Raw genomic sequence first — 20,995 nt, 5'->3', positions numbered from 1 at the left:
GCCGCACCGCCGCCACCCCCCGCCATCCAGCTTCCGTTCAACATCACGATCCCGTTACCTCCGGGACCAGCGGGTGCCCCGCAGCGCTAGGAGAAAACAGAAAAGAGGGTCACGGAGGAGTAACGAAAAGGTCTCGGATGCGGTAACCTTGCCTCGAAGTGTCACGCTAAAGCTCATAGCGAGCATTGGAGGGCAGCCACACCGTGGGACGTCACCGTAAGCCGCCGGAACCTATCGTTCGTCGCGGCTCAGTAGTTGCCTTGGCCGGTCTCGTTCCCGCGGGGGTCGTCGCCGTAAGCACCGCCTCGGCCTCCGAGCTCAACACCGGAGAGTTCGCGGCCATGATGGCGCATCACGCGCCACAGCAGCAGGCGCAAACCGTCGCCCAGACCGCCCCGGTCGCCGACGAAATGATGCACATGGCAAAGCATCCCGGACCGCCGGTCGTGGAATCGGTTGCGCTACCCGAGAATCGGGCTCGCGCCGATCTCCCGGCCGGGCCGCTGGGCATGCCGGGCGTGGCGTACAAGGCCTATCAGAACGCTCAGGACATCCTCGCGCAGGAGGATCCGCAGTGCCATATGCCGTGGTCTCTGCTGGCCGGCATCGGTCAGATCGAATCGCATCAGGCCTACGGCAAGATCGACGCCGACGGTAACCCGCTGGACCCGATCTACGGCCCGGAGCTCGACGGCAGCCTCGGCGGCAACAACGTCGTCCCGGAGACAGACGGCGGCTCGCTGGACGGTATGGCCAGCTACGCCCGCGCGGTCGGCCCGATGCAGTTCCTGCCCGACACCTATCGCAAGTTCGCCGGCGATGCCCGGGGCACCGGCGTCTCCGATCCGCAGAACATCTACGACGCCTCGCTCACCGCGGGCAAGTATCTGTGCTTCGGCGGGCTCGATATGAGCGATCCGGCCCAGCAGTCACGGGCCATCATGCGGTACAACAACTCGATGGCCTACGTCGCGAACGTCATGGCCTGGGAGAGCGCCTACCGCAACGGCGCGACGACGCCGGACGCCTCGGACCTGCCGAAAATCTGAGCCCGGAAATCAGGAAAAGCGAGCCTGGCTAGACTCGGCCCCATGCCAGTGGTTACGGAATCGGATGTGCGGGGCGCCCTCGCGAAGGTGATCGACCCGGAGATTCGCAGGCCGATCACCGAGTTGGGCATGGTGAAGAGCGTCGCGGTCGGCGACGACGGCGGTGTGCACGTCGAGATCTACCTCACGACCGCGGCCTGCCCGCTGCGTACCGAGATCAGCGAGCGCGTGCAGCGCGCGGTAGCCGACGTGCCGGGCGCGGGCGCGGTCCGTGTGGACCTCGACGTGATGAACGACGAGCAGCGGACCGATCTGCGCAAGAAACTGCGGGGTGATGCGGCCGAGCCGGTGATCCCCTTCGCCCAGCCCGGCTCGCTGACCCGGGTGTACGCCGTCGCCTCCGGTAAGGGCGGCGTCGGAAAGTCCAGCGTCACGGTGAATCTCGCGGCGGCGATGGCCGCGCGCGGATTGTCGGTGGGCGTGCTGGACGCCGACATCTACGGTCATTCGGTGCCCCGCATGCTGGGTACCGACCAGCGGCCAACCCAGGTCGAGCGGATGATCATGCCGCCGATCGCGCACGAGGTGAAGGTCATCTCGATCGCGATGTTCACCCAGGGCAACACCCCCGTGGTGTGGCGCGGCCCGATGCTGCACCGCGCGCTGCAACAGTTCCTGGCCGACGTGTTCTGGGGCGATCTGGACATCCTGCTGCTGGACCTGCCTCCCGGCACCGGCGACGTCGCGATCTCCATCGCCCAGCTCATCCCCAACGCCGAGATCCTGGTGGTCACCACCCCGCAGCCGGCCGCCGCCGAGGTGGCCGAGCGCGCCGGGGCGATCGCCCTGCAGACCCGCCAGCGCATCGCCGGCGTGGTGGAGAACATGTCCTGGCTGGACCTGCCCGACGGCACCCGCATGGACCTGTACGGCTCCGGCGGCGGCCAGGCCGTCGCCGACCGTCTCACCAAGGCCGTCGGCGCGAATGTGCCTCTTCTGGGCCAGATCCCGATCACCCAGGACCTACGCGAGTCCGGCGACGAGGGCACCCCCATCGTCCTGAGCCACCCCGACAACCCATCGGCTCAGGCCCTGACGGAGATCGCGGAGAAACTCGCCGTACGCCGACGCGGCCTGGCAGGCATGTCCCTGAGCATCGACACCACGAAACATCTCTGACGCCACCTCCGCGTCTAGAGGATGTTCCAGCGGATCGGGGTTCGGGTGCGTAGGGCGGCTATGCGGTGCAGGACCTCTCGGGCGCCGGGGGTGCCGGGGGAGGTTTTGTAGGCGTTGGTGGTGATCATGCGGAGTTCGCGCAGGTCGCGGAGCCAGGGGTAGCCGGACCAGTCGCGGATGTCGAAACCGTAGGCGCGGCAGAACTTCTCGTATTCCGCGGTGGGGTGGGCGAAGCGGCGGCAGTGTACCTCGATGGTGACCAGGTCCCATTCGGGGTGGCCCAGGGTTACGCTCTCCCAGTCGGCGAGGACGGCCTGGGTCGTTGCGTTGTCCCACAGCATATTTCGGTGGTGGGCGTCGCCGTGTACCAGGCCGGGGGGCAGGACGAAGGCGATGTCGGCGGCGCGTTGGGCCAGACGGGCTCGCTCGGCGCGCAGCAGCATCCGGTCGGATGGGGACAGGATCGTGCTGGCGTCGATGGATTGCGCTATGCGCGTGAATGTCTCGTCGATGTGATGGTTCGGCAGCCACTGTGCCGGGCGGGTGCGCAGGGCGTGTAACAGCGATAGTGGTTCGGCCAGGTCCGCCGCGACGATCTCGCGACGCTGCGGGAGATACCGCCAGAACGTCACGGTGCAGCCGTCGATCTCGAGCGGTTGCGCTGCCGGCGCCAGCGGCACGACGGGGACGTCCTGGCGATCCAGCCAGCGCACCAACGCCACCACGTCGACCGGGGATCGCCCGGCGCCCGGCCGATCGATCTTCACCACGACAGGCGCTCGCATCAGCCGATAGACCGCGTTGGTGTGATGCCGCAGCAGCCGCGCACCGGCCGGATCCCATCCGGCCGCGCGACAGGCCCGGATCAGGATCCGTTGTGTGCGTTGGCGGCCGAACTGCTCGGCGGCTATCAGTCGCATGGGCTCGGACATCACAATCACCGCTGTTCGCCCGGTCCTGCGGCCACCAACTGCCGCAGTTCGTCCACCGCGCGGCGTGCACGGCCGCTCTCGGGAATCGCGTCCACGACCGCGGCCGCCCGGGTCAGCACGATCGTGGTGCGATGTTCGGGTGGCAGCGCGGTCAGCACCTGCGCGGCCAGTTCGCACGCCTGATCCACCGCACCGTCCAGGGCGTAGCCGATCGCGGAGTCGAGTTCGATCAGGGCGGGATCGACCACCACGCCCGGACTCATCCGGTACAGCCGCAGTGCCCGCTCCTGCACTTGGCGGGCCTCCCCCGTACGCCCGAGATTGGTCAGGATGCCGGATTGGTAGAGCAGCAGCCGCTTCTCACCGAATCGAAACGCCTCGTCGCTGGCGTCGCCGTCGAGTTCGCCGGTGTGCTGCACCGCGCGGGCCATGGCGAGGTCGGCGCCGGCCGCGTCACCGAGCCGAGCCAGTGCGCGGGCCTCCGCGGCCGCGGCCAATGCCGTTGCGTCGTCGGCGATTCCGGGCAGCTGCGCCTGCGCCGCACGCGCGAGTATCACCGCCTGCTCTGGACTGCCGTAGTAGTAGGGCAGCATCGCGTGCTGGGCGCGCACCCGCGCCCGCAGCCGCATGTTCGCGGTGTCGTCGGCGGCCATTCGCGCTGTGCCGTACCAGAAGTCGGCGCGCTCGATCTGGCCCAGTTTCATCAGCGCGTCCGCCACGAGCAGCCCCAGCGCGGCGGTCACCTCGGACAGCCGGGACTGGATGGCGGCGGGCTGGCGCTGCACTGCCACCGACTGCACCTCCAGGACGTCCGGCAGCACGGTGGTCAGCGCCAGCGCGGGCGGAGTGTGCGTGTACGCGAGCATGCGGCCCGCGGCCCGCTCCTCCATCAGCTCGACCATCGCCGGCCCGACCGTGCAGGCGGCCACGGTGCGGTCGATCAGCGCACGCGCCTCGTCCAGCCGGGCCATGAAGGTGGTGTCGAAACCGAGTGCGGGCACGCCGATCACCGGCGGGGCGGCGCGGCGGGCCGGCAGACGGCGCGCGCCCAGCGCGGCCTCACCCTCGGCGAGGATCTGCTCGAACCGTTCGCGCACCTCGGGACCGACCTGCACCAGCAGGGTGTCCAGTAACTCCTGCGTCAGGGGCCGCGGGGTGACCGCGCTCAGTCCGGCTCGCCAATTGGCGACCGTCGTCATCTCGACGCCGAGATGGGCTGCGAACTCCCGCACGGACTTTCGCGTAGCCTCCTGCAGCGCTACCGCTTCGAAGCCGGTCCACGGCCGACCCAACACCATTGTTCAGTCCTGTTGTGAGCTTTTGTTAATACTATGTTGCAGCCTGATGCCAACAGTAGGCCAACACCAACGCCAACGCTGCGCGATTTCGCATCGGTACGGAAACGACGAAAGTAGAACTCGCACCCGGCGCCAGCGTGGGAATCCTCCGCAGCCGGAAATATCGCGCGCCGCGGCCGGCGATCCTGAGACGCCGCGGCGGAGAGCGGCGTACAGCGTCCGCGCGCGTCCGACACGCACCGCACGCGCATGCTGCCGTCGCTCCCCGGCGCCGGGTGTGCCCGTCCCACAGGAGGTATGACCCATGTACGCACCGCCCTCGGATACCAGGGATCTATGGCTGATGAACAGTCGTGACTGTTCGCATGATCCAGGCGATCTCACCTACGACCACGCGCGGTTCATCCTGACCGTGCACGCCGGGCACGGCGGCAGCTGCCGCCAGTACCTGGCCGCGTCCGCCTACTGCTTCCGCCGGACCGGGGAGCACTGAGTTCACCTACCCGCCAGCTCCGCCGGCTCACCATCCCGGTGGGGGCGCCGGCGGATGAGGGCGTGCCGGGCCGGTGGCAGGGGAACCGGCCCGGCACGTGTCGGTCGGTCCCCTTATTCTCGAACCCATGCTCACGATGCTGCTGTACGTGCTGATCGTCGGACTGGTCGCAGCGCTGCTGTTCCTGGTCGCGAGCGCGGTGTTCGGGCGTGGAGAGGAACTGGGCCCGCTGCCGGAGGGCACGACCGAGACCGTGCTGCCCGCCGAGGACATCCGCGGCGACGATGTGCGCGAACTGCGGTTCCAGCAGGTATTCCGGGGGTACAAGGTCGGCGAGGTGGATTGGGCGCTGGCCCGCCTGGCCGCCCGCGTCGATGAGCTGGAGAGGAAACTGGCCTCCGCCCACGGTGAATCGCCGCAGAGCGCCGTGGAACGCACTGGTTCCGGGGTCGTGCCCACGCACCCCACCCCACCCCAGACCACCGCGGGGCCCGTCCACGCACACGTCTCGTCGCCGTGGACCACCGGCACGCTCACCGCATCCGCGCCGGCACAGCATCAGCACGCCGCGCCGGCACAGCCCGTCGCCGCGTCCCCGGCCGCGGACCCGCGAACCGTCCGCACCGAACGCCACGACACGCCCGAGAATGCGCGAACGGTCAGAACCGACCGGCACGAGACGCGCGACGAGCGAGCGACCGTCCGAACGGAACGACATGGCGGCAACGGCACGCCCGCGCCCCAGCGCGATGCGGGATCCCCCGATGCCGCCGTCTCGAATCCGCAGTCGACCGCCTCGTCCGCCGACAAACCGCAGCCCAGGCTCGGACCGATCCCCTGGTCCGGTGTCACCGCGACGGGCCCCTGGGAGGCCCCACCCAGCCCGGACGGCACCGGCACGTACACCCCGGTCCCGGAGGTGTCTCGCGCCGAATCCGCCGAGCGCCCCAGCAGCCTGAGTCTGCCGCCGGTCACCACGACATCGGGCATATCCCCGTTCACCCAGCCACCCACACCGCCCCCGGGGACGGCACAGCGGCCGGACACGGCCGAGCAGGGCCAGTCGTGAACGACCACGAATCCGACGGCAAGGTGCGCTGCGGGTGGTCCGAGTCCTCGCAGCTCTACCGGGATTATCACGACGGCGAATGGGGCCGCGCGCTGCACGGCGACGACGTGCTGTTCGAACGCATGTGCCTCGAGGCGTTCCAGTCGGGCCTGTCCTGGATCACGATCCTGCGCAAACGCCCGGCCTTCCGCACGGCATTCGGCGGCTTCGCGATCGACCGGGTGGCCGGATTCGGCGACGACGATGTGCAGCGGCTGATGTCCGATCCGGGCATCGTTCGCAATCGTGCCAAGATCGAGTCGTGCATCGGCAACGCGCGTGTTGCCCGCGACCTGGACACCGGTCTGGACCAGCTGCTCTGGTCGTTCGCCCCGCCGCCACGCCCGCGCCCGCGGGCATTATCCGACGTGCCCGCCGTCACACCCGAATCGACAGCTCTCGCAAAGGAACTCAAGCGGCGCGGATTCCGCTTCGTGGGTCCTACCACCGCCTATGCGCTGATGCAGGCGACCGGAATGGTCGACGACCATATCGCCGATTGCTGGGTCTCCACCACGGGGTGAGCACACGCCCGGCTGGTCGGTTTTGGAACTCCGGTACCCGCCCAGTTCGGCAATAGGGAAGAATGGGCCAGGTGTAGCCCTCCGGCGCGACACCCGTCGCGCGGGTGGGCTACCTGTTGGTGACAACACAGGTTTCCAAGACAGTGCGCAAAGACCGCGCGGATCTGGAGGGAGCAGAGGATGGCGGCCATGAAGCCCCGCACCGGGGACGGTCCCCTCGAGGCAACCAAGGAAGGGCGTGGAATCGTTATGAGGGTTCCACTCGAGGGTGGCGGGCGTTTGGTCGTCGAGCTCACGCCTGACGAGGCAGCAGCTCTGGGTAAAGAGCTCACCCAAGTCACGAGTTAGTCAGCTCGACACGCCCGAAGTGGTGGAGTTGCAGCTCGCTGCGATCGCGCCCATGCTGGCCTGTCCCGAATGCGGTGACATTCTGGCCATCCGCGATCGTTCATTGTTCTGCGCGCAGCGACACAATTTCGATATCGCCCGACAGGGTTATGTCAGCCTGCTGACCGGCGCGGCGACCAAGATGTCCGGTGATACCGCGGCCATGCTCGACGCACGAGCCGCCTTTCAGGATGCCCGGCATTTCGCGCCGATCGCCGATGCGGTTGCCACGACCGTCGGCTCAGCAAGACAGTCACCTCCTCGATCGATCCTCGAGATCGGTGCGGGAACCGGTTACTACCTCGCCGCCGCCCTGGACGCCATAGGAGAGGCCACCGGAACAGCCCTGGATGTTTCCAAGCCCGCAGCCCGTCGCGCCGCCCGCGCCCACCCCCGCGCCGCCTCGATCCTGGCCGATGCCTGGCGCGGCCTGCCCATCCGCAGCGGGCAGTTCGACGTGGTGCTGTCAGTCTTCGCCCCCCGCAACGCCGAGGAGATCGCGCGGATTCTCGCCCCCGGCGGCCGCTTCGTCGTGGTCACCCCCACGCCCCGGCACCTGTCGGAACTGATCGAGCCGCTGTCCATGATCAGCGTCGACGCCACCAAACAGGACCGGCTCGCCGAAACCCTCTCCGGCCATTTCACCGAACTCGACCACACCCTGATCGAGTACCCGATGTCGCTCACCCACGCCGACATCTCCAACGTCGTCGCCATGGGCCCCTCGGCCCACCACGCCGCCGACACCCGCGCCACCCGCATCGCCCCCCTACCGGACCCGATGCCGATAACCGCCTCGGTCACGATCTCTACCTACCGCAAGGACTGATCCCCTCGGAGCTTGTCGTAGAGGCGGAGTGTCTGCTCGGCGACCTGAGACCAGTCGAATTCGGCGATGGCGCGGGCTCGCCCGGCCACGCCGAGTTCGGCGGCCAGTCGCGCGTCGCCGGTGACGGTGTTGACCGCGGCGGCCAAGTCGTGCTCGAAGTCGGCGGTCACCGCGGAGTCGTAGTGCACCAGGCGGCCGGTGGAATCGACCACCACCTCCGGGATACCGCCCACATCGGAGGCGACGACCGCGGTGCCGCAGGCCATGGCCTCCAGGTTCACGATGCCCAACGGCTCGTACACCGACGGGCAGACGAACACCGTTGCGGCGGCCAGAATCTGACGCACCTGCTCGGTGGGCAGCATCTCCCGCACCCAGAACACCCCGCCCCGCCGCCGGGCCAGCTCGGCCACGGCCGCGGACACCTCGGCCTCGAGCTGCGGTGTATCGGGCGCTCCGGCGCACAGCACCAGCTGGATGTCCGGATCGAAGTCGCGTGCGGCCGCGAGCAGGTGGGCCACCCCCTTCTGCCGGGTGATCCGCCCGACGAAGGCGACGATCGGCAGATCGGTGCGCACATCCAGTTCGCTGAGCACGTCGCGGGCGCCCGCTACCGGGCCCCCGGGCCGCCATACCTGCGCGTCGATCCCGTTGTGCACCACGTGCACACGGTCGGGATCGATGGCCGGATACGCGTCGAGCACATCCAGCCGCATACCGGCGCTCACCGCGATGATCGCGTCGGCGTACTCCATCGCGTTGCGCTCGGACCACGAGGACAGCCGGTAACCGCCGCCGAGCTGCTCGGCCTTCCACGGCCGGCGCGGCTCGAGCGAATGCGCGGTGAGCACATGGGGAATCCCGTACAGCGTGGCGGCCAGATGGCCGGCCAGGCCCGTGTACCAGGTGTGCGAATGGACCACGTCCACGCCGTCGGCGCAATCGGCCATGCGCAGCTGCGCCGACATCATCTGCAACGCCGAATTGGCCGCGTACAGCATCGGATCCGGCTGGTGCACCACGGCGTCCGTCCGCGACACGCCCATGCAGTGCACACTCACATCACAGAGCTGACGTAGTCGCGCTACCAGCTGCGTGACGTGAACACCGGCCCCGCCATACACCTCGGGTGGATATTCACGGGTCATCATCGCGACCCGGAGGCGGTCGCGGTCATCGGTTACGGTCGGCTCAGGCCCGTCGGCGCCGGAACTCACCCGACCCAACCTAATCGTTCCGCTCCGTCGTGACCACCCGCACTGCGGTGTCCATGGGGGTGGACCGAAACCGATCGTTCACTCCGGACACACCACCCCGTCCGGTCCGGGACTGTAGTTTGGACGATGTGAGGAGCCAGCCGCACGTACTCGGAATCGTGCTCGCCGGCGGCGAGGGCAAACGCCTGTTTCCGCTCACCAAGGATCGCGCCAAGCCCGCGGTCCCGTTCGGCGGCGCGTACCGGCTCATCGACTTCGTGCTGTCCAATCTCGTCAATGCCGGATATCTCCAGATATGCGTTCTCACCCAGTACAAATCACATTCACTGGATCGTCATATCTCGCAGACCTGGCGATTGTCCGGATTCGGCGGCGAGTACATCACCCCGGTGCCCGCGCAGCAGCGCCTGGGCCCACGCTGGTACACCGGCAGCGCGGACGCGATCATGCAGTCACTGAACCTGATCTACGACGAGGATCCCGAGTACATCGTGGTATTCGGCGCCGATCACGTGTATCGCATGGATCCCGAGCAGATGGTGGCCCACCACATCGATTCCGGTGCGGGTGTGACGGTGGCCGGAATTCGGGTTCCGCGCAGTGAGGCGAGCGCCTTCGGTTGCATCGATTCCGACGAGTCCGGCCGTATCACGCAGTTCCTGGAAAAACCGGTGCATCCCCCGGGCACGCCGGACGATCCGAATATGACCTTCGCGTCGATGGGCAATTACGTGTTCTCCACCAAGACCCTGGTGGACGCGATTCGCGCCGACGCCGACGATTCGGACTCCGACCACGATATGGGTGGCGATATCATTCCCGCACTGGTCGCTCAGGGCGAGGCGAACGTCTACGACTTCGCCGAGAACGACGTTCCCGGATCCACCGACCGCGACCGCGGCTACTGGCGCGACGTCGGCACCATCGACGCCTTCTACGCCGCCCATATGGACCTGGTCTCGGTCCACCCGGTGTTCAACCTCTACAACAGGCACTGGCCGATCCGCGGCGCCGCGGAGAATCTGCCGCCCGCCAAATTCGCCCGGGGCGGCCTGGCCCAGGAATCCATCGTCGGCTCGGGCAGCATCCTGTCCGCCGCCACGGTTCGCAACTCGGTGCTGAGCTCCAACGTCTTCATCGAGGACGGCGCGACGGTCGAGGGCAGCGTCCTGCTGCCCGGCGTGCGCGTCGGCCGGGGCGCGGTGGTCCGCCGCGCCATCCTGGACAAGAACGTCATGATCAACGAGGGCGAGACGATCGGCGTCGACCTGGTCCGCGACCGCGACCGCTTCGCCATCAGCAACGGCGGCGTGGTCACCGTCGGCAAGGGCATCTGGGTCCAGTCCTAATTCCAGCCTGGCGGCGGGATGTTGGGACCCGCGGTGCAGAACGGGTAGCAGACGGCGGGGGCCGTGGTCGTGGGAGTGGTGGTGCTGTGGTGTCTGCCGTGCAGGCCGCCGGTGACCAGCAGCATCACCAGCAGGGCCACGAATACCGCGAAGCCGAGGGCTACCGCCGCGAGGACGATCCAGCCGCGTGGCAGGACCTCCAGCAGAATGGCCCGGTCGTACACCATCGTTCATCACCCCACACATGAATCGCTTACCGCTGCAATCGTATCGGTTCACGACGAACGAAGAGTGATCTCGGGCATTCATGCCAGGTCAGGCACTATAAGCGGGCGAGCCCCGGGGACTCACTCGGCGAAAAAGCGAATCCCCGGTATCTCCCAGCATCTTTCAACGCATGTCGCGGCGACGCAGGCCGTACAGGCCCACACCGATCAGTACGATGTCGATGACCAGCAGAATCACCACCGGCGTCGCCCGGAACGGCTCGGACGGCAGCTTCGGCAGGTGGCTGTAGGGATCCAGATCCAGTACCCACTGGGGCATTCCGGCGACCGAGCCGAGCAGGTACAGCGCGACCCCGGCGACGAAGACACCCCAGGCGACCGTCGCCCAGCGCGGTACCAGACCGAACAGCAGCATCGCCGCCCCGGTGAACAGCCACACCGCGGGCAACTGAATCAGCGCCGCGCTCAGCACCCGGCCCGTCTGGCCCATATCGTTCGTGGCCACGCTGTAGAGCAGTCCGGCCAGCAGGCCCGAAATCAGCAGCGCCAGCGCCGGTCCGCCGATCGCGAACAGCAGATGCGATGCGGCCCAGCGGATCCGGCCCACCGCCGCGGTCAGCACGGATTCCGCGCGATCGGCCGACTCCTCCGAATACATGCGCAGCGCGGCCGAGATCGAGTACGCCGCGGCCATGAGTCCGACCATGTCGAACGCGATGGCGATGAAGGAGTCCTCCAGCCCCTGGGCGCCCCCGAGCCTGGCGATGACGTCGTTCACCGCCTTGCTGTTGCCGAGTTCGCCCGAGATGCCGTGCACGACACTGCCGATGATCGCGCCGTACAGCGCAAGCCCGCAGGTCCAGGCGATCAGCGTGCCGCGCTGCAACCGCCACGCCAGCCCGACCGGTCCGGCCAGCCGGGGCCCCGCCATCGGCGCGCCCGGACGTTCGGCCAGCAGTCCGGCCCCCAGATCGCGCCGCCCCAGCAGCGCGTACGCCACCGCGATCAACGCCGCCGCGACCACCACGAACAACAACAGGACAGCGAAGTGGTTGCCCGCGAACGGCCGCACCTGCACCGCCCAGCCCTGCGGCGAGAGCCACACCAGCGGGCTGGTCGGCCCGGTGACGTCACGCGCGTCGCCCACGGCACGCAGCACGAACGTGGCCGCGAGCACCGCGAACGCGATACCGCGCGTCGCGCGGGCGCTGCTGGACAGCTGCGCGGTCACCGCCGCGACGGCCGCGAACACGATGCCGCATCCGGCCTCGGCCAGGCCGAACGCCAGCGCACCACCGCCGTCGACTCCGGCGGCCTTGATACTCGCTGCGCCGATCAGGCCAACCAGAAGCGCTGCGGTACAGGTCATCACGAGTGCGGCGGTCAGGCTCGCCAGCCGCCCGACCCGGGTGGAGGCGAGCAGTTCCTCACGCCCGGTCTCCTCCTCGGCGCGGGTGTGCCGGATGACGGTGAGGATGGTGGCGACGGCGATCAGGGTGTCGAACGCGCCCGCCTTCCACACGCCCGCCGCACCGAGGTTGTTCGCGTAGATGGGCCCGTACATGGCCAGCTGCGCCGGACTGGTGTTGACCGTGTGCGCGAAGCCGGCCAACTGGGCCGGGGTCGAGTAGATCTTCTCGATGCTCTTGATGTACACGCTGCCCAGCGGCGCGGACAGTAGCAGAACCCACAGCGGCAGAATTATCCGGTCGCGCCGCAGGTACAACCGCAGCAGCCGCCACATACCGGCGAATTCCGAAGCCCCACCGGTCGATTCGGAGAACCCGCCGCGCGGGCGGGCAATGGTCGCGGTACTCATCACTTCTTCGCCTCCGCCAGCTTCCGCGCCGAACCGTTGCCGGTTTCCTCGGGCGTATCGAGCGAATAATGGCGCAGGAACAGCTCTTCCAGCGTCGGGGGCTGGCTGACCAGGCTGCGTACGCCCGCGTCACCGAGCACCCGGATCAGCTCGCCGAGATGTTCGCTGTCCACCTGGCAACGCAGCGTGTTGTCTTCGAGGCTCAGATCCTCTACTCCGGCGATACGGCTCAAATCGCCTGGGTCGCCGGTCAATTCGGCCTTGATCGAGGTGCGGCTCAGGTGCCGCATCTCGGCCAGCGAACCACTCTCCACTGTCTTGCCGGCACGGATGATGGTGACCCGATCACACAGCGCCTCGACCTCGGACAGGATATGACTGGACAGCAGCACGGTCACCCCACGCTCGGCCGCCTCCCGCGCGCAATCGCGGAATATATTCTCCATCAACGGATCCAGGCCCGAAGTGGGCTCGTCCAGCAGCATGAGTTTCGCATCGGAGGAGAACGCAGAGATCAGCGCGACCTTCTGCCGGTTGCCCTTGGAGTAGGTGCGGGCCTTCTTCTTCGGGTCGAGTTCGAAGCGCTTGATCAGCTCCGCGCGGCGGGTGGTGTCCAGGCCGCCGCGCATGCGCGCGAGCAGGTCGATGGTCTCCCCGCCGGACAGTGACGGCCACAGCGTGACATCGCCTGGCACATAGGCGATGTCACGGTGCAGCCCGACCGCATCCGACCACGGGTCGCGACCGAGTACCTCGGCGCTGCCCGACGTGCGGGACAGGATGCCCAGCAGGATGCGGATGGTGGTCGACTTGCCGGCGCCGTTGGGGCCGAGGAAGCCGTGCACCTCCCCCTCGGCGACGTCCAGATCCAGGCCGTCGAGGGCGCGTACCTGTCCGAAATGCTTGTGCAGCTCGCGGACAACAATTGCCGATGACATGAAAGTCCTCGCATCTCCGGTTTCTGTGGCACGGAGCGGTGAGTCAACCGCCCGTGCCGGATGTATGTGTAGGTGGAATGTCCCGAGTCGCTGTGGCATCGCGGTGCGCCAGCAGAGTGTCCAGCGCCATCGAGTCGGTCATCAGACCGTTCGTGTAGAGCTCGACCATGGGCAGCATCACCAGATCGGTGTACTCGCGCAGCATCTTCCGGAAGTCCGGAGTGCCCGGATGCTTGGCGGTGTAGAGCTGCATGAACAACACGAACCCGCCGCCGTTCTGCAGTCCCATCACTCGCGCGCTCGCCTCGAGATCACTCGGCGCCCGCAGCGACCCGTTCTCGATGCCCACCGTCAGGTAGGTCTCCATATCGGCGACCATGTGCTCGAACAACTCGGCCATCAGCGGCCCGCCGGACTGCAGACTGCGCAGCAGGTAGGCCAGATACGGCGTGAACTCCTCGACCTCGGCCAACGCTTGGAGCAATCCCTTCGGGGAGGGATTCTCCATGTACTTCATCTTCTGCGTGCGGATGAACTCCCGCACATGATCGTCACACGCCTGCCGCAGCCCGTCCTTCGACCCGAAGTGGTGGTTGACCAGCCCGGGCGAGACCCCGGCGGCCGCGGCGATGGCACGCACCCCGACTCCGAAACCCTGTTCGCCGAACAGGGTCGTGGCGGCGTCCCGGATGCGGGCGCGCGTGTTCAGATCCTCGGCGGATCCTTCCGGTATGGCTGCTCCGTTAAACACATGTTCAGTATATTAAACACTCGTTCAATCGTGAGGCAATACTCGCCGGGAATCTCTTCGATTTCTTTATCGCAGCAGGTCGGAACGCTTAGCGACGGTAACTACCCGCGCGACGCGCAGAGCAGCCCGTCGCCGACCGGGATCAGCACGCTGGTCAGCCGCGGATCCTCGGCGATGGCCCGCGTCGCCGCACGCACCGCCTGCGCGCCAGGGTCGCGCTGGGCCGGATCCGGCACCCGCCCGCCCAGCAGCGCGTTGTGGAACACGATCGCGCCGCCCTCACGCAGCAGCCGCACGCCTTGCTCCACGTACTGCGGATGCTCGAGCGGGGCGGCATCGACGAACACCAGGTCGTAGACGCCGTCGGCCAGGCGCGGCAGCACGTCCAGGGCGCGGCCGTTGATCAGGCGGGTGCGGGCCGGAGTGATCCCGGCGGTGCGGAACGCGTCGCGCGCGGCGCGCTGATGTTCGGGTTCGGAGTCGATGGTGGTGAGCGTGCCGTCCTCGCGCATACCGTCCAGCAGCCACAACCCGCTGATACCCGCGCCGGTACCCACCTCGACCACCGCCCGCGCGCCCAGCAACTGTGCGTACATGCTCAGCAACGCGCCCACCGACGGCGGGACCGGCGCGGCGCCCAGTTCGGTGGCCCGCTCGCGCGCGGCGACCAGCACCTCGTCCTCGACCACGGAATCCTCGACATAGGCGAGGTTGCGCTGCAGGGCCGATGCTGTGGGTATCAGACTCACGGATATGAGGCTAATGGGGCCGGGGCGCGAAAGCCTGCCGTGACAGTCCGGCCCATTTTTCTCAGGTGTCATTCAGGCTGTCCATATAGGTGCCACATCGGGGTCACGTTAAGTAGGGGCAACGCAAAGGCCGGCCCGACCGCCGGACGGCGCCGGGAACAACCTGATACGCAATCGCGGTTGTAACCGATACGTATGACAGTTGCTGTCGTCCAAGCGCCGGCCCCGGTCCCGAGTAGGAGGTAACGCCATCCACAAGGTCGATGCGGCGCGCATGTACGCCACCTTGCCCGAGTCGAGCCTGCCGATCGACGGTGTCTCGGCTGTACTGCCCGAAGCAGTGCTGCCGATCGACCCCGTGTCACCCGACGCAGCGTCTCCCGAAGCCCTGCTGGCCGAGGCCGGCGCCGGCGCGCCGGAGTTGGCCGAACTCACCGACGAGCTGCTGTCCGGCACCGCGGCCTTCGACGCCACCGGCGACCGCGCCAAGATGCCCAGCTGGGATGAGCTGGTCCGGGAACACGCCGACCGCGTGTACCGCTTGGCCTACCGCCTCACCGGCGACCCGCAGGACGCCGAGGATCTCACCCAGGAGACGTTCATCCGCGTCTTCCGCTCCCTGCAGAGCTACCAGCCCGGCACCTTCGAGGGCTGGCTGCATCGCATCACCACGAACCTGTTCCTGGACATGGTGCGCCGCCGCAACCGCATCCGCATGGAGGCCCTCCCCGAGGACTACGACCGCGTGCCCTCCGAGGGCCCGGACCCCGAGCAGGCGTATCACGACGCCAACCTCGATCCGGATCTGCAGAAAGCACTGGACGCACTGGCTCCGGAGTTCCGCGCCGCGGTGGTCCTGTGCGATATCGAGGGCCTGTCCTACGAGGAGATCGGCGCCACACTCGGGGTGAAACTGGGCACCGTGCGCAGTCGCATCCATCGTGGGCGTCAAGCGCTGCGGGAGTACCTTGCGCATAATGGAACTCAGCAGCGGTTCGCCGCTGACGAGAAGGTCGGGTAACTTCGCCAGTTTTCTCGACGCAGCCGTTATCAGCTCGGAAGGGTGTGCACCGAATGAGTGACCAGGAGCGCGCGTCGAACCGCGAATCGGGTACCGCGGCGGATACGCCTCGCCGCCGTTTCGCGCCGACCGAGCACCTGGCCAGCGAGGCCATCGCGGCCTATGTCGACGGTGAGCTGCGCATGAATCCCTATCTGCGCGCCGCCGAGCACCTCGCTCGCTGTCCCGAATGCGCGGCCGAGGTCGAGGCCCAGCAGCAGGCCCGCATCGCACTGCGCCAATCCGCCCAGATTTCCGTGCCCAACGGCCTGCACGACACGCTGAGCCGGATTCCGCTCGCCGATCCCACCGCGCATCGAATGGACGAGATGAGCGGTGGCGCGAGTTTCCTGGGCCTGCGGGGGGAATTGTTCGGCTTCGCCGCATCGCCCGATCGTGAATTGAGTTCCGACAGCAGGCGATGGACCGGTTGGTGGCGCAAGTAGAGTTCATTACGTGAACGGAGCGCAGCGGAGTGAACCGATAGCACAACACCGCGTGGACACGGCTGCGCCGAGCGCTAGCGAGGGGCATCGGTGAACGGAGCGCAGCGGAGTGAACCATTGACACAGCACCGCGTCGGCGCGGCAGGGCCGAGCGCTAGTGAGGCACTGTCGTGACGACCGAATCCAAGATGACCGGATCCCAGTCCCACACGGGTGACTCGGCCGACCAGTCTCCCGCCTCGGATTCGGCGGTCGATCGGGGGAATCTGAGGCCGGCGGACGCGCCGATACTCGGACCGCGGCCGGTCTACAGACCGCAGGTCGACTCACCCACCGCGCGTGTGTTCGGTCGCCCCGAGGGCCAGGCCGGGTCGTTCGCCCCGTACACCCCCGGCGCGCAACCGGAGTCGAAGCCCGAGTTCGAGCTCGTGAACCAGCCGCCCGGCGGGGTACTGGCCGAGGCGTTCGGTCGCCCGGCGGGCTCCGACGAAGTGCTCCAGCGCGACCCCGACGCGCCCGACGGGACACCGGAGGCGGCCGAGCCCGCCGATCCGTGGCGCGATCCCGCCGCCGCCGCTCGCCTCGGCGCTCCCGCGATCCCGATCCAGCAGGCCCCCCCGCTGATCACCGCGGCCAAGCTCGGCGCGCGCGAGGTGCTCTTCGGCCGCCGCGTCGCCCCCGCCGCCCTGGCCATCCTGGCCGCGATCGCGTTGGTCATCGGGTTGGCCGGCGGTCTGGTCGGCCGCCTGACCGCCGAGGCCACCGACGTGCTGACCTCCAAGAAGGTCACGCTGTCCCAGGACAGCGCCTCGGGTGGTAAGCCGAACAGCTCGCTGGCCAAGCTCGTCGACACCGTGATGCCCGCGGTGGTGCAGATCCGCGAAACCGTCGGCGACAACGGCGCGTTGGGCTCGGGAGTGGTCATCGACGGCGGCGGCTACATCGTGACCAACAACCACGTGATCTCGATGGTCGCGATGGACAAGTCCGGCCGCGGCAAGATCCAGGTGACCTTCTCCGACGGCTCCCGGGTGCCCGCCGCGCTGGTGGGCCGCGACCCCAAGACCGACCTGGCGGTGCTCAAGGTCGACAACATCAAGAACCTCACCGTGGCCCGCCTCGGCAAGTCCTCCGACGTGCAGGTGGGCGACAACACCATCGCCATCGGCTCGCCGCTCGGCCTGCAGAGCACCGTCACCGCGGGCATCGTCAGCGCCCTGAACCGCGCGATGGTGGAGACCCCGGAGGCCGGTGACGACACCGCCGGAGCCTTCGCCGCCGTGCAGACCGACGCCGCGATCAACCACGGCAACTCCGGCGGCGCGTTGGTCGACAGCCAGGGCCGGCTGATCGGCATCAATACCGCGATTCGCAGTGAGAGCGGCGGCTCGGTCGGCCTGGGCTTCGCCATCCCGGTCGACCTGGTGCAGCGCGTGACGCAGACGATCATCCACAACGGCGTGATCGAGCACCCGTGGCTGGGCGTGAGCGCCAAGGACAAGTCGGTCGAGAACGACTCCATCACCGGCGCGCAGATCGCCGACGTGGTGCCGGGCAGCCCGGCGGCGCGGGCGGGCCTGGCCGAGAACGATATCGTGGTGAAGGTCGGCGATCGGGAGGTCACCAGTTCCGCGGAGCTCACCGTCGCGGTGATGTCCGCGCAGATCGGTCAGACGGTCGATTTCCAGGTCGTACGGGACGGTCGTCGAGTGACCATTCCGGTGACGTTGGAATCCGATCGGAACGCACCCCAGCAACCCCAGTAGCCTGGACTCATGTTCAACATCGGCTGGCCCGAGATGGTGATCCTGGTGGTCGCCGCCTTGGTGATCCTCGGTCCGGAGCGGTTGCCCGGCGCGATCCGCTGGACCGCGCAGAGCCTGCGTCAGGTACGCGAATACGCCAGTGGCGCCACGAGCCAGCTCCGCAGCGAACTCGGCCCCGAACTGGACGAGTTGCGCAAACCACTCGAAGAGTTGAACGAGTTGCGCAAACCGCTGGACGAACTGCGCGGAATGACGCCGCGGGGCATGGTAACCAAACATCTGCTCGGTGGCGATGATTCGTTGTTCTCCGGGAACTTTTCCAAACCGACCAGTATGTCGCCCGGCGCGGGAACACCGCCACCCGTACCAGAATTGCCCGATCCGCCGAAACCACTGGCACACAACGAAAAACCCCCGATCGACTTCGACGCCACGTAACAATTTCAAGTCCCGGAAACCGGGCTAATATCGCGTTTCGGGAGGTAGACAGGCTCGCGGTGGTCTCAGCCGGAATTATTTGGTCAAGCCATCTAGACACATACCGCTGTCGAGCTATCTAGACTGCGCTCATGTCGGCCGATGAAGTGGCTCGTGTATTCGCGATCGACGACAAGGTCGAGCGACTAAAGGCTGCCACCGATGGGGTTGCCCAGGCGCAGCAGACCATAAACGAACTCACGCGAATCCGGCGTGCGGTAATTCGTGATCTGCACGCCGAGGGCTGGACCTTCGCGAGAATCGGTGCGGCGGCGGGACTTTCCCGCGCCCGCATCCATCAGGTCAGCACGCAGGGGCCGGTGCCCGAGGGGTTGTTCTTCGGACACGGCCCGCTGACCATCCTCACCCCGGACGTGCGCAGCACCACCCGCGCCGCACCGCTGGTCGGTGCGCCCGATGCCGCAGCACCGCACCGGCTACAGGAGTTGTTGCGGGAGTTGGGCTTTTCGGCGAACATCGAACGGTTCCTCCCTGGCCGTGCGCTCGACCTGGACCGCGACGGACTGATCGTACTGGGCGGTCCGGAGCTGTCGCCGAGCCTGCGCTATCTGGCCGCGGCCGATCCGCGCCTGCGGCGCACCGTCGCCCGGGCCGGCCGGGTGCGCCGCGGTATCGAGGACCGCGCCGCGCGGCGGGTGTACCGTCCGGGCGGCACGGAACCCTACGACATCGCCTATCTGGCCCGCCTGCACCGCCCGGACAACCACGGCACGGTCCTGCTGATCGACGGCCTGCACCCGCCCGGTTCTCTCGGCGCTATCCGCCTGCTGGCGACCCGCCTGGCCACCCTGCACGAACGGGCGAGCACCCACCCCTTCTCGGCGGTGGTGGGCGTGCGCTACGACCGGAACACCGGCGAACCCCTGGAGGCGGACCTCCTCACGCCGATCTACCGCCACGAGCGGTAGACCCGCAGCCGAACGTCACGTCGTCCAATCGATTCGGGCGACGTGACGTTCGGTTGCCGGGCGGGCTCAGGCCGCGACGCTGGACGGGCGCAAGGTGTTCATCGGAGGACGGTCTTCGAGGGCGACCTCGGTGACCAGCGCGGTGAATTCGTCTCCGACCAACGGGAATTGGGTCAGGGCCGAGCCGGAGTCGCGAATTCCACAGCGGCCCAGCAAAGTTCCCACGATCTGGCGGCTCATGACCCCCAACTCGGCCAGCGGGCGGTTGCGGTGCGTGCGCACGCCCAGATTGACCTGGCCGATGGCGGACATGCCGAGCATGTCGTAGGTGTCGACCAGCAGGCCGATCTCGACGCCGTACCCGGGGGCGAACGGGACCGAGGTCAGCAGTTCGCGGGTTCCGGCGTATTCGCCGCCCAGGGGCTGCAGGACCCGGGACAGGTCCGGGCGCAGCGCGGCCAGCAGGGGGCGGGCCACCAGTTCGGTGACGCGGCCGCCGCCGTTGTGGTCCACGCTCTGTCCCTGGCGCAGCGGGCGGCGGTAGTACGCCTTGACCAGGTGCATGTCCCTGACGGTGAGCAGCGGGCCCAGCAGCCGGGGTACGAAGGACGGATCGGGGTCGATCAGGTCCGAGTCGACGAAGGCGATCAGATCACCGGACGTCGCGGCCAGGGAGCGCCACAGCACCTCGCCCTTGCCGGGCGCCGGCTCGAGTTCCGGCACCGCCTGCTCGCGGGTGACCACCCGGGCCCCGGCCGCGCGGGCGCGTTCGGCGGTGGCGTCGGTGGAACCGGAGTCGACCACCACCAGTTCGTCGACCAGCGTGCCGACCAGGGGCACGATGCTGGCCACCACCTCGGCGACGGTCTGCTCTTCGTTCAGCGCGGGCAGGACCACCGAGATCGTGCGCCCGGCCTTGGCGGCGACGAGCTCCTCGACCGTCCAGTGGGGGCTGTCCCAGGTATTCCTGGTCGACCAGGTGTGAGTGTCGATGATGGGTTCAGGGTTGGTTGTCATACCAGACCTCGCAGAGTTCGTGCGGGGGGGCGAATGCCCTGAATCGCCGCGATCATATCCACCACACGGCGGGTCGCGGCGACCTCGTGGACTCGGAAGACTCGGGCGCCGGCCGCGGCCGCCCATGCGGTTGCTGCCAATGTGCCCTCCAAACGTTCTGATAGGCCGACACCAAGAGTCTCTCCGATGAAATCCTTATTACTCAGCGCCATCAAGACCGGCCATCCGGTATTTACAAGAACGTCCACTGCCCGCAACAGTTCGAGCCCGTGATAGGTGTTTTTGCCGAAATCGTGGGTCGGATCGATGAGTATCGAATCCTTTGCCACGCCGGCCGCCGCGGCATTGTCCGCCGCATGCACGACCGTCTCGGTGACCTGCGCCACGATGTCGGCATAGCGCACCCGATGCGGCCGGGTGCGCGGCTGCGCGCCACCGGTATGGCTACAGA

At 67.9% G+C, this 20,995-nt stretch carries 23 protein-coding genes; 13 read left to right on the top strand and 10 right to left on the bottom strand.

Annotated elements, in window-relative coordinates; genetic code table 11:
* Positions 1-203: 203 nt before the first annotated feature.
* Both JZ791_RS38155 and JZ791_RS38150 read left to right on the top strand, forming a co-directional pair.
* Positions 204-1,049 (top strand): lytic transglycosylase domain-containing protein, encoded by an 846-nt coding sequence (locus tag JZ791_RS38155; RefSeq protein WP_216901887.1) that lies wholly within the window; start codon positions 204-206, stop codon positions 1,047-1,049.
* A gap of 42 nt (positions 1,050-1,091) precedes the next feature.
* Positions 1,092-2,228 carry an Mrp/NBP35 family ATP-binding protein gene (locus tag JZ791_RS38150; RefSeq protein WP_216901885.1) on the top strand — a complete coding sequence of 379 codons (1,137 nt, stop codon included), beginning with the start codon at positions 1,092-1,094 and terminating at the stop codon, positions 2,226-2,228.
* Between the two features lie 14 nt (positions 2,229-2,242).
* Here JZ791_RS38150 and JZ791_RS38145 read toward each other — a convergent pair whose 3' ends face one another.
* The gene (locus JZ791_RS38145) at positions 2,243-3,160 is read right to left on the bottom strand and encodes a phosphotransferase enzyme family protein (protein WP_216901883.1); all 918 of its coding nucleotides are present in this window, start codon (positions 3,158-3,160) and stop codon (positions 2,243-2,245) included.
* Positions 3,161-3,165: 5 nt separating this feature from the next.
* Positions 3,166-4,458: an NsdA family TPR-like regulatory protein gene (locus tag JZ791_RS38140; protein WP_216901881.1), complete on the bottom strand. Its 1,293-nt coding sequence runs from the start codon at positions 4,456-4,458 to the stop codon at positions 3,166-3,168.
* A 304-nt stretch (positions 4,459-4,762) separates the two neighbouring features.
* On the opposite strand from JZ791_RS38140, the gene JZ791_RS38135 reads away from it, so the two are divergent.
* From JZ791_RS38135 to JZ791_RS38115, 5 genes are all read left to right on the top strand, one after another.
* Positions 4,763-4,951: a hypothetical protein gene (locus JZ791_RS38135; RefSeq protein WP_216901892.1), complete on the top strand. Its 189-nt coding sequence runs from the start codon at positions 4,763-4,765 to the stop codon at positions 4,949-4,951.
* Positions 4,952-5,078: 127 nt separating this feature from the next.
* On the top strand, positions 5,079-6,020 hold the full coding sequence (locus JZ791_RS47260; RefSeq protein WP_438804602.1) for a DivIVA domain-containing protein: 942 nt from the start codon (positions 5,079-5,081) through the stop codon (positions 6,018-6,020).
* Positions 6,017-6,583, top strand: coding sequence for a DNA-3-methyladenine glycosylase I (locus tag JZ791_RS38125; protein ID WP_216901879.1), 567 nt, complete (start codon positions 6,017-6,019; stop codon positions 6,581-6,583). Before JZ791_RS47260 ends, JZ791_RS38125 begins: the two co-directional genes overlap by 4 nt.
* A gap of 180 nt (positions 6,584-6,763) precedes the next feature.
* Positions 6,764-6,931: a DUF3117 domain-containing protein gene (locus JZ791_RS38120; RefSeq protein WP_083895957.1), complete on the top strand. Its 168-nt coding sequence runs from the start codon at positions 6,764-6,766 to the stop codon at positions 6,929-6,931.
* A gap of 52 nt (positions 6,932-6,983) precedes the next feature.
* Entirely contained in the window at positions 6,984-7,799 is an 816-nt protein-coding gene (locus JZ791_RS38115; protein WP_216901891.1) for a methyltransferase domain-containing protein, read from the top strand.
* Here JZ791_RS38115 and glgA read toward each other — a convergent pair.
* Positions 7,784-8,950 (bottom strand): glycogen synthase, encoded by a 1,167-nt coding sequence (gene glgA / locus JZ791_RS38110; RefSeq protein ID WP_216901890.1) that lies wholly within the window; start codon positions 8,948-8,950, stop codon positions 7,784-7,786. The two genes, JZ791_RS38115 and glgA, sit on opposite strands and share 16 nt — an antisense overlap.
* Before the next feature lie 194 nt (positions 8,951-9,144).
* On the opposite strand from glgA, the gene glgC reads away from it, so the two are divergent.
* Positions 9,145-10,365: a glucose-1-phosphate adenylyltransferase gene (gene glgC / locus JZ791_RS38105; protein ID WP_216901877.1), complete on the top strand. Its 1,221-nt coding sequence runs from the start codon at positions 9,145-9,147 to the stop codon at positions 10,363-10,365.
* On the opposite strand, the gene JZ791_RS38100 is transcribed toward glgC, so the two are convergent.
* The 5 genes from JZ791_RS38100 to JZ791_RS38080 form a co-directional block, all read right to left on the bottom strand.
* Positions 10,362-10,592 carry a hypothetical protein gene (locus JZ791_RS38100; RefSeq protein WP_216901875.1) on the bottom strand — a complete coding sequence of 77 codons (231 nt, stop codon included), beginning with the start codon at positions 10,590-10,592 and terminating at the stop codon, positions 10,362-10,364. The genes glgC and JZ791_RS38100 overlap by 4 nt on opposite strands.
* Before the next feature lie 163 nt (positions 10,593-10,755).
* Positions 10,756-12,411, bottom strand: coding sequence for an ABC transporter permease (locus tag JZ791_RS38095; protein WP_216901873.1), 1,656 nt, complete (start codon positions 12,409-12,411; stop codon positions 10,756-10,758).
* A complete protein-coding gene (locus JZ791_RS38090; protein ID WP_216901871.1) occupies positions 12,411-13,349 on the bottom strand; it encodes an ABC transporter ATP-binding protein in 939 nt (312 codons plus the stop codon). Before JZ791_RS38090 ends, JZ791_RS38095 begins: the two co-directional genes overlap by 1 nt.
* A gap of 43 nt (positions 13,350-13,392) precedes the next feature.
* Positions 13,393-14,100, bottom strand: a complete 708-nt coding sequence (locus JZ791_RS38085) for a TetR/AcrR family transcriptional regulator (RefSeq protein ID WP_216901863.1) — start codon at positions 14,098-14,100, stop codon at positions 13,393-13,395.
* A gap of 101 nt (positions 14,101-14,201) precedes the next feature.
* Positions 14,202-14,840, bottom strand: a complete 639-nt coding sequence (locus JZ791_RS38080; protein ID WP_308163363.1) for an O-methyltransferase — start codon at positions 14,838-14,840, stop codon at positions 14,202-14,204.
* Positions 14,841-15,123: 283 nt separating this feature from the next.
* Here JZ791_RS38080 and sigE point away from each other — a divergent pair, with 283 nt between their 5' ends.
* The 5 genes from sigE to JZ791_RS38055 all read left to right on the top strand — a co-directional run bounded on the left by sigE (position 15,124) and on the right by JZ791_RS38055 (position 19,527).
* Positions 15,124-15,870, top strand: coding sequence for an RNA polymerase sigma factor SigE (sigE, locus tag JZ791_RS38075; protein ID WP_216901859.1), 747 nt, complete (start codon positions 15,124-15,126; stop codon positions 15,868-15,870).
* A 53-nt stretch (positions 15,871-15,923) separates the two neighbouring features.
* Positions 15,924-16,355 (top strand): zf-HC2 domain-containing protein, encoded by a 432-nt coding sequence (locus JZ791_RS38070; protein WP_216901857.1) that lies wholly within the window; start codon positions 15,924-15,926, stop codon positions 16,353-16,355.
* Positions 16,356-16,525: 170 nt separating this feature from the next.
* Positions 16,526-18,121: a S1C family serine protease gene (locus JZ791_RS38065; protein WP_438804600.1), complete on the top strand. Its 1,596-nt coding sequence runs from the start codon at positions 16,526-16,528 to the stop codon at positions 18,119-18,121.
* Positions 18,122-18,130: 9 nt separating this feature from the next.
* Positions 18,131-18,559, top strand: a complete 429-nt coding sequence (gene tatB, locus JZ791_RS38060; protein WP_216901855.1) for a Sec-independent protein translocase protein TatB — start codon at positions 18,131-18,133, stop codon at positions 18,557-18,559.
* Positions 18,560-18,690: 131 nt separating this feature from the next.
* A complete protein-coding gene (locus tag JZ791_RS38055) occupies positions 18,691-19,527 on the top strand; it encodes a hypothetical protein (protein ID WP_216901853.1) in 837 nt (278 codons plus the stop codon).
* A gap of 66 nt (positions 19,528-19,593) precedes the next feature.
* Here JZ791_RS38055 and JZ791_RS38050 read toward each other — a convergent pair whose 3' ends face one another.
* Entirely contained in the window at positions 19,594-20,544 is a 951-nt protein-coding gene (locus JZ791_RS38050; protein ID WP_216901851.1) for a glucosyl-3-phosphoglycerate synthase, read from the bottom strand.
* Positions 20,541-20,995: dihydropteroate synthase (locus tag JZ791_RS38045; RefSeq protein WP_216901849.1), on the bottom strand; the 455-nt coding region annotated here is incomplete at its 5' end. The genes JZ791_RS38050 and JZ791_RS38045, both read right to left, overlap by 4 nt.

The sequence above is a fragment of the Nocardia alni genome, assembly GCF_019038435.1.
Taxonomy (GTDB): Bacteria; Actinomycetota; Actinomycetes; order Mycobacteriales; family Mycobacteriaceae; genus Nocardia; species Nocardia alni.
This window is presented reverse-complemented; position numbering and strand designations above follow the sequence as displayed.